The sequence below is a fragment of the Simiaoa sp. genome (genome assembly GCF_051972595.1).
GTDB lineage: Bacteria > Bacillota > Clostridia > Lachnospirales > Lachnospiraceae > Acetatifactor > Acetatifactor hominis.
The window spans coordinates 1-15,421 of the sequence record NZ_JBOKRY010000057.1; the positions used below are offsets into that span (position 1 = coordinate 1).

Consider the following 15,421-nt stretch of genomic DNA (forward strand, 5'->3'; position numbering starts at 1 on the left):
ATTCCTGATATCATTCAAAAACTTTATCATAATTACCCTCACAAATCCCGATTTTAATGTCTCTATTATACCATAATGATACTATTACAAAAAAGGAAAAAGAGCTCCTTCGAGCTCTTTTGATTCAGTTCTGTAAACTTGAATTTTCTCAATTCTTCATCTCTGTTTTTTCCCTTTTCCAATTAATTAATAGACCAATCGTTGAAATAACAAAAATTAATGCTGATGTTAGAGAAAAAATACCATCAGTAACCACAAATATGATAAACGTGGCTAATGGAATATGATTAAGAATACTTTTCAAAATTTTCATGTCCAATCCTCCTTTTTAAAATCTCATTAATCTTATAAAATATTTTGTTCTAAAAATTCCGATTTTCTCAATTCTCCAAACTTGAAGTTATCCGCATTTCCACTTCCTTATTGCCTGCTCCACTGGGTCGCCTTCATAAAGCCCGCACAGAAAGCTGAAATTGTTACTGGTTAAAGCAATCACGAATTGAAGTAGACAACTCTTCATATCCTTTCAATATTTCTTCTTTATGTGCCTGCATTTCTTCATTCATTTTTGTATAGTCCAAACAGTTCTGATAACCTGCCTCACCCCAATATAGAACATTTTTGTCGGCATTATATAAAAGTCTGTCAGCACATTCAATGGAGAAATTCTCAGCATTTTCAAACTTTATCGTCTGGTCAGCAGTATATATAATCTCGATAAAGCAGTCTGTATCATTCCAAATTTCACCTTCAGAAGTTTTTTGGATTTCCAGCAAATGACCGCCGCAATTGGAAATCTGACTTGCAAAAGAGCGGTATTGATAGGAATCAATGCTAATGCTCCGTTCTTCTCCCTCAGAATAAACATTGATTTCAGCAATGCTATTTTCGACAGCAGACAGTCCATCCGGTAGCTGTTTTTCATTGTCCCCCACTGCATAAATTCCAATCAAACAAAGTGCAAGGGTCAAACATAGTGTAACAATGGAAACAACTGCTTTTCGGCGATTTGTCTTTCTTTCGCATATGGCGGTACAGACAATATAGCCTGAAAATCCGCCCAAGGTATTGATTAGAAAATCTTCCATTTCCGCATATCTGCCGCCAAACAACTGTAATAGTTCAATCAAGAATGAGATTAAACCGCTAATAATCGCCACCTTTTTCCAATTCCCTCTACAGGAACGAAAAATAAGCGGCAACAAAAAACCAAGAGGAAAAAACAAAGCGAAGTTAAGCAATATAGGGACAATAGAACTCCCAATAAACGGAAGCAAATTATAATTGAAAGGACCATTCAGACTATAACTTAGTGTGAAAATCCCCGTTAGGTTGAGAAGCGTAACGCAGTAAATGCAGAATATTCCCTCAAACATATAATTCCATGAGATAGTTCTGCGTTTTTTGAAAAGATACAGCAACACAAAAATAACAATATAAATTATGATACCTAAGAAAAACGATTCTTTAAGTGATTGTATACCTTTTATCATATAATTCATACTATCACCTTCCCTCAAGAAATACCGATTTGTTTAACCTCTTAAAATCTTTTTCTTTACAAACATGGAAATTAACTCTGCTACAATTCCTAAGAGCAAATATCCAAACGCATATAAAATAAATGCTTTTTCTCCAATACTAAAGAACAGCCATGTCCCAAGCAAAAAGAATAGTGCTGTAATAATTGGTAGTGGCCAAAAGATTTTTATGTCCTTGCCGGCGTATGCTCCGGAACAAATTGCATAAATAGGATTCACTGCAAAAAACAGAATGAAGCAAACTGCCATGCCGCCATCACCTTTTATGAATGTAACCGCAAGCCATGGAAACACCAACATAATTACTGCTGTCGCTAACATCCAAGGTATAATTTTTTTCATGTAATCCACCCCCTTGAGCATATATCGATTTATCTATTTGCATAATCAATCAAAATCTTCTTACAACTACTACAACGATAAGCTTCACAATGAGGGATTCCTCCTGAACCTTTACTCAATTCCAGATCGTCCGATTTTTTAATGCGAAAAACTTTTGTCGGATTATCAACTGCAAAAGTAATGTCTCGTGAACTCATTAGGTATCCTCTTATCATTTCTTCACCACAATATGGACATTTCATGCAGATTCACCTCCTAGAAATTCTGATTTTGTATAACAGTAGTCTAACACATATAAATTATATTTTCTATATTGAGGTGTTGAAAAAATGGTTCATAGACATTACCTAAGATGTGTATTCATTGCCTTAAATGTACAACTACATGAAGTATAGACATTATAATATTTATAGACACAAGAACAAAATAATAACTTAACGTTTCTAAAAATATAAAAAGGCTCTCCAGATTATCTGAAAAGCCTCTTAGGATTGTATTTGAATTTGGACTACTTGATTTTCTAATTGCATACGCAATTCGTGAAATGTATAATTATACTGTCTTGATATTAGACACACAAAGGTAAATAGGGACAAATATAATAAGTTATGATGATATTGAAATAGAAACAGGTAAAAAATATATTTTACCTACAATAGCTAAAACCAGGAGGGGAATATGTTATTATCATATCATGAATGTCTGGAAAAATATGGTACAGATTATCAAATTAAAAAAACATACAGGAAGGTCATCTATTTATAACAGAAAAGGGTCTCTATTCAGAGGATAGGTATGTGCCGGAATTAGAGATCATCATGAAAAAATATCCGAATGCAATACTGACACTTAACAGCGCATTTTATTATTATGGACTGACCGACACCATACCGGATCATTATTATGTCGCAACGCCCAAAAGTAATAGAAAAATTGAAGATGTACGGGTGAAGCAGATTTATGAGAACAGTAATGCTTTTGAAATGGGGAAGACAACGATAGAGTATGATGGAGTGGATATAACAATTTATAATGAAGAGAGACTGCTGATTGAATTAATACGTAATAAGCGCAAATTTTCTTTTGATCTATACAAAGAAATAATAAGTAACTATAGAAAGCTGATCCATAAAATGGACATGACACAAATTATGGAATATGCATATGAACTGCCAAAGACAAACATGGTGATGGAAACCATCAGATTGGAGATTTTATAAATGATTTCTATACGAAAGCAGATTGAGCAGGAAAAGAGCAGGGGTTACAGAGAAGATAATGCGTCAGCAAAATTACAGCAGGCCTTGTAGAACTAGCGGAAAAAATATAAGGGATATTATGTTTCACTGTGTAACACCGTGCTGTCTCGTTGAATCAAATGTGGCAGGGCGGTATAGGTCTGGATCAGCATCTCCGGGTTCTGTATCTTTTTCAGCAGAGATGCTCCGGCACGGGTGCCAAGACTGTACATATCAATATCCACGACAGTCAGAGATGGTGTGATCAGAGGTGCATAAGGGTAATTGTCGAAGGAGACAATAGAAATGTCCTCCGGAATGCGCAGGCGGAACTGACGGATTGCCTGGATGACGCCGACGGCGATAAGACTGTTAAAGCACAGAATGCTGTCGGGAGGTTCCGGTAGTCGCAGAAGCTCCGTGGTATGTTGGATGATTTCCTCCAGATTGGAAGAAGTAGGGATGACATAGGCATCTCGGGGTGAGAGATTGTTGCGCTCGAGAGACAGTCGATATCCCAGAAAACGATCTCTGTAAATATTGTCTTTGTCAGAACCGCCGACGAAGGCGATTTTTTTATGCCCAAGAGAGACCAGGTGAGTGATTGCCAGATTGGAAGACAGAGAATGATTTGTGTCAATCCAAGACAGCATGGAGTCGAAAGAGGGTTTTCCGATACAGATATGCGGGAAATCAGTGGCTAATAGTATTTTCTCAATTGCAGGAGTTACGTAATAACCGTTGATCAGAATGCCATCTGCTTTTTTAGATTGTATGGCGTTGATGATCTGCTCTTCGGCTTTTTCTTTGGAACAATCTAGATCCAATAAGCCGAGAAAATATCCTTTTTTGCGTAATTCATGGGATGAACCGGAGATAATGTCGAACATATGGGGATTCTCGTAGGGGCGTCCCTTGTAAAAACTGTCAGCATAGAGGACAGTTGTGCTGCTTTTTTTAACCAGGGATACCGCGGAAGAATTGGGAATGTAATTCAATTCGGCTACGGCATCCTGGATTCGTTTATAAGTGGAAGAAGAGACATGCATCTGATTGCTCAGTACTCGGCTGACTGTGGAAATAGATACATTGGCCTTTTTGGCTACATCCTTGATTGTTGCTGCCATCTGAGATCCTCCATTGGTAAAACGTTTGCGTAATTTGTGCATTTTTTATGGGCTGTTTCGTTGCTATTTCGCAGGCGGTCTGCTATTTTTAGTATATCGAATTCGCAAAGAAGATTCAATACTTTTTAAACATAGCGCTGTGTTTTATAAAAGTAGAAAAACGTTTTATCAAAAGGAGGAAGCTATGAAGAAAAAAATTGCAATGTTGCTAAGTTCACTTTTAGTAGTATCCATGTTAAGCGGATGCGGATCAGAGGCAACCGTAAATACAGAAAGTAATGTAACCACGACAACGGAAAATCAGAATACGCAGACGACAGAACCGGTGAATATTACCGTATGGCATTGTGCGGATGCCACTATTGCCGATACGTTACAGAAGCAGGTCGATGCACTGGCACCGGAGATTGTAGTCACTTTTGAAAGAAAAGAAAATATGTCGGATGCCTTAAAATTAGTGGGTGACGATCAGGAAAGTGCGCCGGATATGTTTATGTGGGCACATGATAAAGTAGGTACCTTTGCACAGATGGGAATCCTGTCTCCGATTACCGATGTGTTGACGGAGGATGATCTGGCGGATTTCCTTCCTATGACGTTAAGCGCCGGGGAGTATCAGGGAGACAAATATCAATTACCGTTGTACTATGAAGCATTGCTGTTTCTGTACAATAAGGATCTGATGGAGACTGCACCGGAGACCACGGATGAACTGTTGGAACTTATGAAGAATGAGACCACGGCAGATCAGTATGTATTTGTCGAGCAGCATTCCACTTCCTATAATGCAGCAGCCTGGATCCAGGGCTTTGGCGGTTATCTGATCAATGAGAACAGAGAGCCGGGATTGAATCTGCCCCAGACGGTAGAAGCTATGGAATATCATAAGCAGTTTGTGTCATATATGCCGGCAGATGGTGAGTACAATACCGTGACAACTCTGTTTACGGAAGGAAAAGCAGCAAGTACTATCGGAGGTCCCTGGCTGGTACCGGGTATCAAAGAAGCCGGTATTGACTTAGGAATTGCGCCGATGCCGGTCCTGCCGAACGGCACATCTCTGACACCTTTTTCCGGAGTACAGGGCGTTCATGTACTGAAGCATGCAGCAGAGACGAAAAAGGAGGCGTTGGCAGAAGTGTTGAAGGTACTTGGATCCAAGGAGACCGGTGTGGCACTGGCAAATGCCGCAAGCTGTGCACCTGCCAACAGTAAAGCTTATGAAGATGCATCTGTGTCAGAGGACCAAATGATCATGGCGCTGAAGACTATGGCAAACAATGTAGTACCTATGCCCAACATTCCGGAAATGGATGTGATGTGGTCAGTGACAGATGACCTGCTGGCAGCAGTGAATAAGCGTGGAGAGGATGTGCAGACGGCATGCGATGCACATCAGAAGGAAGCTTTGGAACAGATTTCTGCAATGCAGTAATTTGCAGATGTAATGACAGGTAAGGAGTGAAAGCAGGATGAAACGAGGAAAGAAGAAAGCATGGTTCTACAGTATGCCGTTTCTGATCATTGTAGGGTTGATGATTGTGGTGCCCTTATTGTATACCGTAGAAATATCCTTTACCAATATGAGTATTTATCATTGGAAGGATTATCATTTTGTTGGACTGGACAATTACAAAAAGGCATTGCTGGCTTTTGATTCCGGATTTCTTCCTGCTTTTTTACGGACTCTATTATGGACTGTATCCAGTATGGCATTACAGTTGATCTTTGGCTTTTTCATTGCCGTTGGGCTGAATGCGAAGGGATTAAAACTGAGAAGGGTCTACAAGACTCTGCTGATCGTGCCCTGGGCGATGCCGGCATATGTATCAATTCTGTTATGGCGCATGGGAATCTTTAATACAGAATTCGGACTGTTTAATCAGATACTGAAACAGATTGGAGGCAAACCGGTAAATTTTCTGTCCACAAACGGTATGGCATTTATCAGTTGTCTGGTGGTGAACCTGTGGCTGGGAGTTCCGTATATGTTCACGATGATGGACGGTGCCATGCAGAGTATTGACCGGAATATCTATGAAAGTGCGGAATTAGATGGTGCGGGATTTTGGAAAAAACATTTCTATGTGACCATTCCGCAGATCCTTCCCATTCTGATGCCGGTGATCATTATGGCTACATTCACGGCGTTTAAGCAGTTTGACATTGTGTATCTGATGACGATGCAGACCGGTTCGAAGACTGGTGCAGATATTAATACGGTAATCACCTATGTATATGAAAAAGCGTTTATTACCAGTAACTATGGATATTCATCCGCTGTGGCGTTTATTGTATTTTTGATTATACTGGTGCTTTACAAGACCATGAACCGAAGAGAGTTTTCAATCTCGGAACAGTGAGGGGAATATGACAGGGAAAAAAATTAAAGAAAAAGTAAAGCTGATATTGCTGAATATAGGATTCATTTTACTTTCTTTCCTGACACTGATTCCTATCCTGTATGCATTCAGCATATCTATCAGTGGGAGTAACAGTATTATTTCCACAGAATTTCATATTTTGCCGAAGACAATCACTATGGATAACTATATTACGATCCTGACGGAGAGACCTTTTGGGAGATGGTTTGTGAACAGTCTTCTGCTAAGCGCACTGACCGTTCTGCTAACTATGCTGGTGGCTGTGCCGGCTGCGTATGTATTTTCCAGAATGCGGTTTGTCGGACGGAAGAGGACTTTATATATTTTACTGGTGTTAAATGCGTTCCCGGCAATTCTCTCCATGTTTGCAATTTATCGGATTATCAAGACTCTGAATCTGTTGAATTCTTATATGGGATTGGTATTTATCTATGCGGGAAGTATGGCGATTTTTGTTTTCTGGAATATGAAGGGATATTTTGACAGTATTCCTGAGGCTATCGAGGATGCAGCGAGAATTGATGGTGTGAATGACAGACAATTGATCACGAAGATCGTCATGCCGCTGGCAAGGCCAAGCATCATCATCTCTTCTGTTCTGGTGGTGATCTATGTGTGGAATGAATATATTTTCAGCACAGTCTTTTTGTCAGGCGCGGAGAAAAACACACTGGCGGTAGCGCTGTATTCTCTGCAGGCTACGGACTATACGCGTAACTGGCCGCTTTTTTCGGCAGCGGCAATTCTGACAACACTTCCTGTATTGATTTTGTTTTTCCTGGTGCAGAAATATATGGTATCGGGACTGTCTTCGGGAGGTGTCAAAGGTTAAAAGCAGGAGGAACTTATGATTTTACAAGAAGCAATTTTACATATACCGCTGTCGCAGTATGCATTTGCAAACAGTGAGATGAATCTTACAATTCGTATCCGGGTGGCGAAGGATAATCTGACAGATTGTGTTCTGTGGTACGGAGACCGCGTACAACCCGGTGACCCTATTGTGTTTACGGCAGTGTACATGAAGAAGATACTGTCGGATATGCATTTTGACTATTATGATGCAACTTTTGAGACTCCGTATGACAGGGTATGCTACTATTTTGAATTGAAAGACCCGGAAGAGACGAGGTTCTATTATGCAGATATCTGCGCAAAATATCTTCCGGTAGAGAGAAGCGAATTTTACCAGTATCCGTTTATCCGCAGAGAAGAGATCTGTGAGGAACCGAAGTGGTTCCGGGAGGCAATCGTTTACAATATTTTCCCGGACAGCTTTGCCAGCGGACACCGCGAGATCGTAGGACAGGGAAAAGAGATGGAATGGCAGAACGGCATCCGGTTGAAAAGCCGTTTGGGCGGAACCATACAGGGGATCCGGGAGAATCTGGATTATATTCAGAAGCTGGGATTCAACTGTATCTACCTGAACCCGGTATTCACGGCGGGAGAGTATCATAAATACGACCTGCTAGACTATTTTCATGTGTCCCCCAATATGGGAACGGACGAAGAGTTCCGGAAATTGGTGCAGGATATTCACAACAGAGGAATGCACATTGTCATTGACGGTGTGTTCAACCATTGCAGCTGGTATTTCCCGCAGTTTAGCGATGTGGTGGAAAAAGGAGAAAGCTCCGAATATGCCAACTGGTTTTATCGACTGCAGTTTCCGGTGATACGCCCGGAAACGGAAGAAGAAAAGCCGACATACAGTTGTTTCGCTTATGAGCGGAAGATGCCGAAGCTGAATTCTTCTAATCCGGAGGAAAGAGCTTATTTTATGGAAGTATGCCGTTATTGGATTCGGGAATTTAAGGTGGATGGCTGGCGTCTGGATGTGGCAAATGAAGTGGATCGGGGATTTTGGAGAGACTTTCGTAGGGCTGCTCATGAGGAAAATCCGGAGAGTGTTATGATAGGGGAGATATGGGAGAGCTCGGAGACCTGGCTGAACGGAGACATGTTTGATTCCACCATGAATTATGATTTCCGGAAGAACTGTCGTGATTTCTTTGCCCTTCGGAAAATTTCCGCAGAGGAATTTCATGATCGTATCGTGAAGATGCTACTGCGATATCGTACCGGAATGCTGCGTGGGCAGTTAAACCTGTTAGACAGCCATGATGTCAACCGGTTCCTGTCGTACTGCGAGGGAGACCTGCGAAGATTCCGGCTGGCAGAGGTGTTCCTGTTTACCTCTCCCGGAATCCCCTGCGTATTCTATGGGGATGAACTGGGAATGGACGGCAGCAGCGAGACAACACTGCGGGGGCCCATGCCCTGGGAAAAGGTGCAGGATGGAGAGGATGATTTCTTTTCCCGGCTGATTGCTATTCGTAAAAAACATGAGGAGCTGACCTATGGAGATTACACTCTGCGATATATGGATCATGACGGAGGATATATCTATCAGAGAACCTGGGGAGATCACAAGATTACAGTCTGTCTCAATAATGGCAGTACAACGATTGATCTGCGGGAGTATTTGGGAAAGGGCAGCGTGCTTTTGAGTGAATCCTATGAAGCCGGAAAGCTTGGAAGTATGGGATATGCGATTATAGAAGAAAAATAGAACAATAATAAGAGACCGGATGGTGAGCGATCGCTGTCCGGTTTTTTCGACTACATTTTACACAGAGTGTTGCTAGTTTTCGGTCGTGTTTTCCCGCGGGATATGGTAAAATAAAAAGAGACACAGACGGAGGGAAACCTATGGATAGAGATCCTTTTAAAGAATATATCAGACAGGTGGAACCGAATAAAAGAGATAAGGGATATGCCTGGAGTACGGCAATAGGACTGCAGGCGGTAGATGGATTAAAACCGTCAGACTATCTTCTGGAGACAGCAGTAAAAAATATCGATGGACTTATTACGCTGGAAGAGGCCGGAGATCTTTTAAATAGTTATTATCGGGAAAACCCGAAGCAGAACCGGAATGACCGAACGGAGGAAGCAGACAAGGTTTCTGTGAGAATTGCGCAGATTTTGTCGGAGAGAGCCTTTAGCTTTACACCGAATGAATATCTGTCGATTCATCGAAAGCTTTTTACCGGAATCTATAAACATGCAGGTAAAATCAGGGATTACAATATTACAAAAAAAGAATGGGTGCTGGATGGAGCATCGGTAGTATATGGGAGTGCTTCTGAACTTTGGGCAACGTTGGAATATGATTTTTCGGAAGAAAAAGCATTTAGCTATAAGGGACTGAACATAGGGGAAATGATCCGGCATCTGGCGGTATTTGTCTCCAGACTGTGGCAGATCCATGCTTTTGCAGAAGGAAATACCAGAACTACGGCAGTGTTTTTCATTAAGTATATCCGAACGTTGGGCTTTGAAGCCAGTAATGATATATTTGCAGAAAACGCATGGTATTTTCGCAATGCGTTGGTCAGGGCGAATTATAATGATCTAAAAATGGGGGTTCATGAAACAACGGAGTATTTGGAACTTTTTTTGCGTAATCTGCTTCTAGGAGAGAAAAATGAACTCCGTAACCGGGATATGCATATCAGCGGGATTTTTTCCAAGGCGGAAAAAGCGGACATTCAAGAAGAAAAAGCGGACATTCAAGAAGAAAAAGCGGACATTTGTATAAAATTACAACAACGTTTACCGCAAATTACGGAAAAAACGCTAAATAATATTATTTTATTATGGGAAAAATGTGGCACCACAGAAATTTTCGGAAGAAGCATTGTGGAAACAGTAACGGGATTAAAGTCATCCAGAGCCTCAGAACTATTGAAATTACTAGTGGAATCGGAAATTATTGAACCTGTAAAAGGATACGGAAAAGGAAAATACAAATTTATATGATGCCAGGGTCAAAAGGTCTAAACCCGCATGAGCTTGCTCATAAGCGGGTGAAAGACCTTGGGATCCGCCCCGATATGAGCATAAAAGTGGGATGATAATCCCACGATATGCGAATATTGGGTAGAATTGTGGGAGTGCGTAGCACGAAACAATTCGTAGGCATCAAAGGCGGGGACTTTTGTCCGACATCATATAAATATAGGAAAGGCAGGGCGAGGTTATGAAGGATTATGATGTGATCATTATCGGCGCCGGAGTCAGTGGATGCGCCATCGCCAGGGAACTGGCGATGGGAAAGCGTAGGATCGCTGTATTGGAGGCGAAAAGCGATGTCTGCGAAGGCACTTCCAAGGCAAATAGCGGCATTGTGCATGCGGGGTATGATGCGGTGCCGGGAACCCTTAAGGCAAAATTAAATGTCCGGGGCAACGAAATGATGGAGGAACTGTCGAAGAAGCTGGACTTCCCGTTTCGCAGGAACGGTTCCCTGGTACTGTGCTTTGAAGAAGATGGCATGCCCGGACTGGAAGAACTGTACAGACGCGGCATAGAGAATGGGGTAAAAGAATTGAAGCTTCTGTCTCCGGAGGAAGTATGGGCGATGGAGCCGGCGGTTTCCCGGAATATCGTGGGAGCATTGTATGCACCCACCGGCGGCATCGTATGTCCCTTCGGACTGAATATTGCCCTGGCGGAAAATGCGGCGGAAAACGGCGTAGAGTTCTATCGTGACCACAAGGTGACAGCTATCGTGGAACAGAGACCGGTATGGACCGAGAACCCGCCTGCGAAGGAAGGACGGATGTATCAGGTGCAGGTGGATGGTGAAATATTCGAGGCCCCCATCGTCATCAATGCGGCAGGTGTCTATGCGGATGAAATTCACAATATGATCTGTGAAGAGAAGATCCGCATCGTGCCTCGCAGAGGCGAGTATCGTCTGATGGACAAAAATTGTGGTGATCTGGTAAATTCCACTATTTTCCAACAGCCCTCTAAAATGGGTAAAGGTATCCTTGTAACTCCTACTGTCCATGGAAATCTGCTGGTAGGTCCGACAGCGGAGGACATTCCGGATAAGCAGGATGTGGACACCACGGCAGAGGGACTGGCGAAGGTCCTGAACCTGGGAAGCAACAGTGTGGATGCTCTGGACGGCAGACAGACGATCACTTCTTTTGCCGGACTGCGTGCTCATCTGGTGCACGCAGATCCTGCGGAAAAATCGGATTTCCTCATCGAAGAGGCAGCAGGGCATCCAGGCTTTATCGATGTAGCGGGAATCGAATCCCCGGGACTGACCAGTGCCCCCGCCATCGGTGAGTATGTGGCACAGATTGTTGAAAATATTTATCCTGCAGAACGTAAGGCGGATTTTATTGACACCAGAAAAGGCATTCCCAGTATGGCACTTGCCACGGAAGAGGAGAGAGAAGCCCTGATCCGGGAAAATCCTGCTTTTGCCAATGTGATCTGCCGTTGTGAACTGGTGACGGAGGGAGAGATTCTGTCAGCCATTCACCGCCTGGTGGGAGCAACGACCTTGGATGGCGTCAAGCGCCGCACCAGAGCCGGCATGGGAAGATGCCAGGCGGGCTTCTGTTCCCCGAAGACGCTGGAGATATTGTCCAGAGAACTGCACCTCGATCCGGCACAGATTACTAAAGAAGGAACCGGTTCAGAGATTCTGGTCGGTAAAAATAAAGACACCGCACCCGGAGAGGGCGGAACATGGAAGAGGACACAGGAGCCTGTCGGAAAGGAGGCACTCCATGAGTAAACGTACAGAAGACATTGTCATCATCGGAGGAGGTCCCGCAGGACTGGCAGCAGCGCTGTCTGCGAGAAAAGCAGGCTGTGAAAAAGTGCTGATCTTAGAGCGTGACAGAGAGCTGGGAGGTATCCTGAACCAGTGTATCCACAACGGTTTCGGTCTGCATACTTTCAAGGAGGAGCTGACCGGACCGGAATACGCGGAACGCTATATTGACATGGCAGAAGAAGCAAAAATCCCTTATCTGCTGAATACCATGGTAACAAATATTTCCCTGCTTTCCGACGGACGCAAGAAAGTCACCGCCATGAACAAAGAGGACGGGCTGTTGGAGATCGAGACAGAGACCGTGATCCTGGCGATGGGCTGCAGAGAGCGTTCCCGCGGTGCGTTAAACATCCCCGGCAGCAGACCGGCAGGTATTTACAGCGCCGGAACTGCGCAGTATTATGTGAACATCCGCGGACGTATGCCCGGTAAAAATGTAGTCATCCTGGGTTCCGGTGATATCGGACTCATCATGGCGAGACGTATGGTGTTAGAAGGTGCCAAGGTACAGTGCGTGGCAGAGCTTCGTCCCCAAAGCGGCGGATTGAAGCGTAATATTGTCCAGTGCCTGGACGATTTCAACATCCCTCTGTATCTGAATACTACCGTGGCACAGATTCACGGCAGAGACCGTGTAGAGGGAGTGACCCTGACAAAAGTGGACGATAATGGAAAACCCATCCCCGGATCCGAGTGGGAGGTTCCCTGTGATACGCTGTTGTTATCCTGTGGGCTGATCCCGGAGAACGAACTGACCAGGGGCTTAGGAGCAGATATGGACGGCAAGACCGGAGGACCGATAGTGGGAGAGAATCTGGAGTGCAGTATCCCCGGCGTCTTTGCCTGCGGCAATGTGCTCCATGTCCATGAACTGGTAGACCATGTATCCGCAGAAGCGGAAAAGGCTGGAAACTACGCAGTGGAATATATCCGACAGAAAAGAGGGTGAGACGATGGCAGAGAAGAATACAACACAAAAAGAATTGACCTGCATCTGCTGTCCGGTAGGGTGTGCTCTGACCGTGACTATCGCAGCTGACAGTAGTGTCACAGTGACCGGTAACCGTTGTCCCAGAGGCGCAGCCTACGGAGAGAAGGAAGTGACCAACCCTACGCGTATTGTGACATCCACCGTATGCGTGACAGGATATCCGGATGCTGTGGTATCCGTGAAGACCGCATCGGATATTCCGAAAGGGAAGATTGACGATTGCATGAAAGCACTGGCAGAGGTCACTGTAGCGGCACCCATCCATGTAGGAGATATCATCTTGGAAAATGTGGCTGACACAGGTGTCAATATAGTGGCAACCCGGTCGTTTCGTGGGTGACTGAGGGTGAATATTATAGGATATAGTATATTGGGGCAATGGACGCAATATATCCCAATGATACAATTGGGATGTGTTATGGACACAGCCCAGAACGAACAACGGGAGGTTACATAACAGAATGGGAGATATACAGAACACACAGAAGAAAACATACATCATGGCGTTGGATCAGGGAACCACCAGTTCCCGCTGCATCCTGTTTGACAAGCAGGGTAACATCTGCTCTATGGCACAGAAGGAATTCACACAGATCTATCCCCAGCCCGGCTGGGTAGAACATAACCCCATGGAGATCTGGTCCTCCCAGCTGGGAGTGGCGATCGAGAGCATGGCAGTCCTGGGTATCACCGATGACCAGATTGAAGCCATCGGCATCACGAACCAGCGTGAGACGACGATCCTTTGGGATAAAAATACCGGAGAACCGGTATACAATGCCATTGTATGGCAGTGCCGCCGGACTTCCGATATGATCGAGGAATTGAAAAAAGACGGTTTTGACAAAATCATCCGGGAGAAGACCGGACTGATTCCCGATGCCTACTTCAGTGCATCGAAGATCGCCTGGATTCTGAATAATGTTCCCGGAGCCAGAGAACGCGCAGAGAGAGGAGAGTTACTCTTCGGTACGGTGGATACCTGGCTGATCTGGAATCTGACCAAGGGCGCCGTACATGTGACGGATTATACCAATGCTTCCCGAACCATGCTTTTCGATATTCATAACCTCTGCTGGGATCAGGAAATCCTGAAGCGCTTCAACATCCCGGAGAGTCTGTTGCCGAAGGTGTGCTGTTCCAGTGAGATCTACGGCAAGACCGATGCGTCCGTTCTGGGCGGCGAGATTCCTATTGCCGGTGCAGCGGGAGACCAGCAGGCGGCGCTGTTCGGGCAGTGCTGCTTTGAGCAGGGAGAAGTGAAAAACACTTACGGAACCGGCTGCTTCTTATTAATGAACACCGGACACGAAGCCATTACTTCCCGTTCCGGTCTGCTGACCACCATTGCCGCCAGTACGAGCAAAAACGTAGAGTATGCCCTGGAGGGCAGCGTGTTCGTGGCCGGTGCCGGGATCCAGTGGCTTCGTGACAGTATGCGTATGCTTAAGACCTCCGCACAGTCCCAGGAGTATGCGGAGCATGTACCGGATACCGCAGGGGTCTATATCGTTCCGGCATTTGCAGGCATGGGAGCTCCCTACTGGGATCAGTATGCCAGAGGTACGATTGTTGGCATTACCAGAGGCTGTACCAAGGAGCATTTCATCCGCGCCACGCTGGAATCCATTGCATACCAGACAGCAGATGTGCTGGAAGCCATGGAGAAGGACAGCGGCATTGATTTAAAGAGTCTGAAAGTGGACGGCGGTGCCAGTGCCAATGACTTCCTTATGCAGTTTCAGGCAGATATCGTCAACACCCAGGTACGCCGTCCGGCATGTATCGAGACGACGGCTCTGGGAGCGGCTTATCTGGCAGGACTTGCGGTAGGCTATTGGAAGAATCGTGATGAGATCCGTGAGAACTGGCAGATCGGAGCTTCTTTTGCACCGCAGATGGAGGAACAACAACGGCGACAGTTATTAAAGGGCTGGCATCGTGCAGTGAAATGTGCTCTTGCATGGGCAGAGGATGAGGTATAAATTCTATATGACTATGGTATTTTTTGACAAAGCAAACTTGTAATGTAATAAAGTACTGTGGTATTATGATGTCTGGGTGAAAGGTTATCTTGCAACCCAGACATTATATTTATGGGCTTTAGCCTGTTGAGTGCATCGGAGTTTCTCCAAACGGAGAAATGGA

The 15,421-nt window shown here is 44.5% G+C and carries 14 protein-coding genes and 1 pseudogene; 10 read left to right on the forward strand and 5 right to left on the reverse strand.

Features of this window, described 5'->3' with window-relative positions:
* Positions 1-148: 148 nt before the first annotated feature.
* From ACTRDR_RS13900 to ACTRDR_RS13915, 4 genes are all read right to left on the reverse strand, one after another.
* Entirely contained in the window at positions 149-313 is a 165-nt protein-coding gene (locus ACTRDR_RS13900; protein ID WP_440528184.1) for a hypothetical protein, read from the reverse strand.
* A gap of 163 nt (positions 314-476) precedes the next feature.
* A complete protein-coding gene (locus tag ACTRDR_RS13905; protein ID WP_440528185.1) occupies positions 477-1,502 on the reverse strand; it encodes a VanZ family protein in 1,026 nt (341 codons plus the stop codon).
* Between the two features lie 33 nt (positions 1,503-1,535).
* Complete coding sequence (locus ACTRDR_RS13910; RefSeq protein WP_117497714.1) at positions 1,536-1,883, reverse strand: hypothetical protein; 348 nt, start codon at positions 1,881-1,883, stop codon at positions 1,536-1,538.
* Positions 1,884-1,912: 29 nt separating this feature from the next.
* Positions 1,913-2,125 (reverse strand): PF20097 family protein, encoded by a 213-nt coding sequence (locus ACTRDR_RS13915; protein ID WP_440528186.1) that lies wholly within the window; start codon positions 2,123-2,125, stop codon positions 1,913-1,915.
* A 555-nt stretch (positions 2,126-2,680) separates the two neighbouring features.
* Between ACTRDR_RS13915 and ACTRDR_RS13920 the strand changes: the two genes are divergently transcribed.
* The gene (locus ACTRDR_RS13920; RefSeq protein ID WP_227062857.1) at positions 2,681-3,103 is read left to right on the forward strand and encodes a type IV toxin-antitoxin system AbiEi family antitoxin domain-containing protein; all 423 of its coding nucleotides are present in this window, start codon (positions 2,681-2,683) and stop codon (positions 3,101-3,103) included.
* Between the two features lie 116 nt (positions 3,104-3,219).
* Here the strand turns inward: ACTRDR_RS13920 and ACTRDR_RS13925 are convergent, their stop codons facing one another.
* Positions 3,220-4,248, reverse strand: a complete 1,029-nt coding sequence (locus tag ACTRDR_RS13925) for a LacI family DNA-binding transcriptional regulator (protein ID WP_440528187.1) — start codon at positions 4,246-4,248, stop codon at positions 3,220-3,222.
* 184 nt (positions 4,249-4,432) lie between these two features.
* On the opposite strand from ACTRDR_RS13925, the gene ACTRDR_RS13930 reads away from it, so the two are divergent.
* The 9 genes and pseudogenes from ACTRDR_RS13930 to glpK all read left to right on the forward strand — a co-directional run bounded on the left by ACTRDR_RS13930 (position 4,433) and on the right by glpK (position 15,258).
* Complete coding sequence (locus tag ACTRDR_RS13930) at positions 4,433-5,683, forward strand: extracellular solute-binding protein (RefSeq protein ID WP_440528189.1); 1,251 nt, start codon at positions 4,433-4,435, stop codon at positions 5,681-5,683.
* A gap of 37 nt (positions 5,684-5,720) precedes the next feature.
* Positions 5,721-6,611 carry a carbohydrate ABC transporter permease gene (locus ACTRDR_RS13935; protein WP_440528191.1) on the forward strand — a complete coding sequence of 297 codons (891 nt, stop codon included), beginning with the start codon at positions 5,721-5,723 and terminating at the stop codon, positions 6,609-6,611.
* A gap of 7 nt (positions 6,612-6,618) precedes the next feature.
* Entirely contained in the window at positions 6,619-7,464 is an 846-nt protein-coding gene (locus ACTRDR_RS13940) for a sugar ABC transporter permease (RefSeq protein ID WP_022153078.1), read from the forward strand.
* A 15-nt stretch (positions 7,465-7,479) separates the two neighbouring features.
* Entirely contained in the window at positions 7,480-9,207 is a 1,728-nt protein-coding gene (locus ACTRDR_RS13945) for a glycoside hydrolase family 13 protein (RefSeq protein WP_440528193.1), read from the forward strand.
* 140 nt (positions 9,208-9,347) lie between these two features.
* On the forward strand, positions 9,348-10,460 hold the full coding sequence (locus ACTRDR_RS13950) for a Fic family protein (protein ID WP_440528194.1): 1,113 nt from the start codon (positions 9,348-9,350) through the stop codon (positions 10,458-10,460).
* A 220-nt stretch (positions 10,461-10,680) separates the two neighbouring features.
* Positions 10,681-12,240 (forward strand): NAD(P)/FAD-dependent oxidoreductase, encoded by a 1,560-nt coding sequence (locus ACTRDR_RS13955; RefSeq protein WP_440528196.1) that lies wholly within the window; start codon positions 10,681-10,683, stop codon positions 12,238-12,240.
* A pseudogene (locus ACTRDR_RS13960) lies at positions 12,233-13,216 on the forward strand (NAD(P)/FAD-dependent oxidoreductase); the annotation flags it as partial. The gene ACTRDR_RS13955 and the pseudogene ACTRDR_RS13960, both read left to right, overlap by 8 nt.
* Before the next feature lie 19 nt (positions 13,217-13,235).
* Positions 13,236-13,613, forward strand: a complete 378-nt coding sequence (locus tag ACTRDR_RS13965) for a DUF1667 domain-containing protein (RefSeq protein ID WP_440528197.1) — start codon at positions 13,236-13,238, stop codon at positions 13,611-13,613.
* Between the two features lie 121 nt (positions 13,614-13,734).
* Positions 13,735-15,258, forward strand: coding sequence for a glycerol kinase GlpK (gene glpK / locus ACTRDR_RS13970; protein ID WP_440528199.1), 1,524 nt, complete (start codon positions 13,735-13,737; stop codon positions 15,256-15,258).
* Positions 15,259-15,421: the final 163 nt, after the last annotated feature.

Excerpts from the sequence above, each read along its gene's own strand:
- ACTRDR_RS13930 (WP_440528189.1), top strand. The coding sequence starts at position 4,433 with ATGAAGAAAAAAATTGCAATGTTGCTAAGTTCACTTTTAGTAGTATCC.
- ACTRDR_RS13950 (WP_440528194.1), top strand. The coding sequence starts at position 9,348 with ATGGATAGAGATCCTTTTAAAGAATATATCAGACAGGTGGAACCGAAT.
- ACTRDR_RS13905 (WP_440528185.1), bottom strand. The coding sequence starts at position 1,502 with ATGAATTATATGATAAAAGGTATACAATCACTTAAAGAATCGTTTTTC.
- ACTRDR_RS13945 (WP_440528193.1), top strand. The coding sequence starts at position 7,480 with ATGATTTTACAAGAAGCAATTTTACATATACCGCTGTCGCAGTATGCA.
- ACTRDR_RS13955 (WP_440528196.1), top strand. The coding sequence starts at position 10,681 with ATGAAGGATTATGATGTGATCATTATCGGCGCCGGAGTCAGTGGATGC.
- glpK (WP_440528199.1), top strand. The coding sequence starts at position 13,735 with ATGGGAGATATACAGAACACACAGAAGAAAACATACATCATGGCGTTG.
- ACTRDR_RS13900 (WP_440528184.1), bottom strand. The coding sequence starts at position 313 with ATGAAAATTTTGAAAAGTATTCTTAATCATATTCCATTAGCCACGTTT.
- ACTRDR_RS13965 (WP_440528197.1), top strand. The coding sequence starts at position 13,236 with ATGGCAGAGAAGAATACAACACAAAAAGAATTGACCTGCATCTGCTGT.
- ACTRDR_RS13935 (WP_440528191.1), top strand. The coding sequence starts at position 5,721 with ATGAAACGAGGAAAGAAGAAAGCATGGTTCTACAGTATGCCGTTTCTG.
- ACTRDR_RS13925 (WP_440528187.1), bottom strand. The coding sequence starts at position 4,248 with ATGGCAGCAACAATCAAGGATGTAGCCAAAAAGGCCAATGTATCTATT.
- ACTRDR_RS13940 (WP_022153078.1), top strand. The coding sequence starts at position 6,619 with ATGACAGGGAAAAAAATTAAAGAAAAAGTAAAGCTGATATTGCTGAAT.
- ACTRDR_RS13915 (WP_440528186.1), bottom strand. The coding sequence starts at position 2,125 with ATGAAATGTCCATATTGTGGTGAAGAAATGATAAGAGGATACCTAATG.
- ACTRDR_RS13910 (WP_117497714.1), bottom strand. The coding sequence starts at position 1,883 with ATGAAAAAAATTATACCTTGGATGTTAGCGACAGCAGTAATTATGTTG.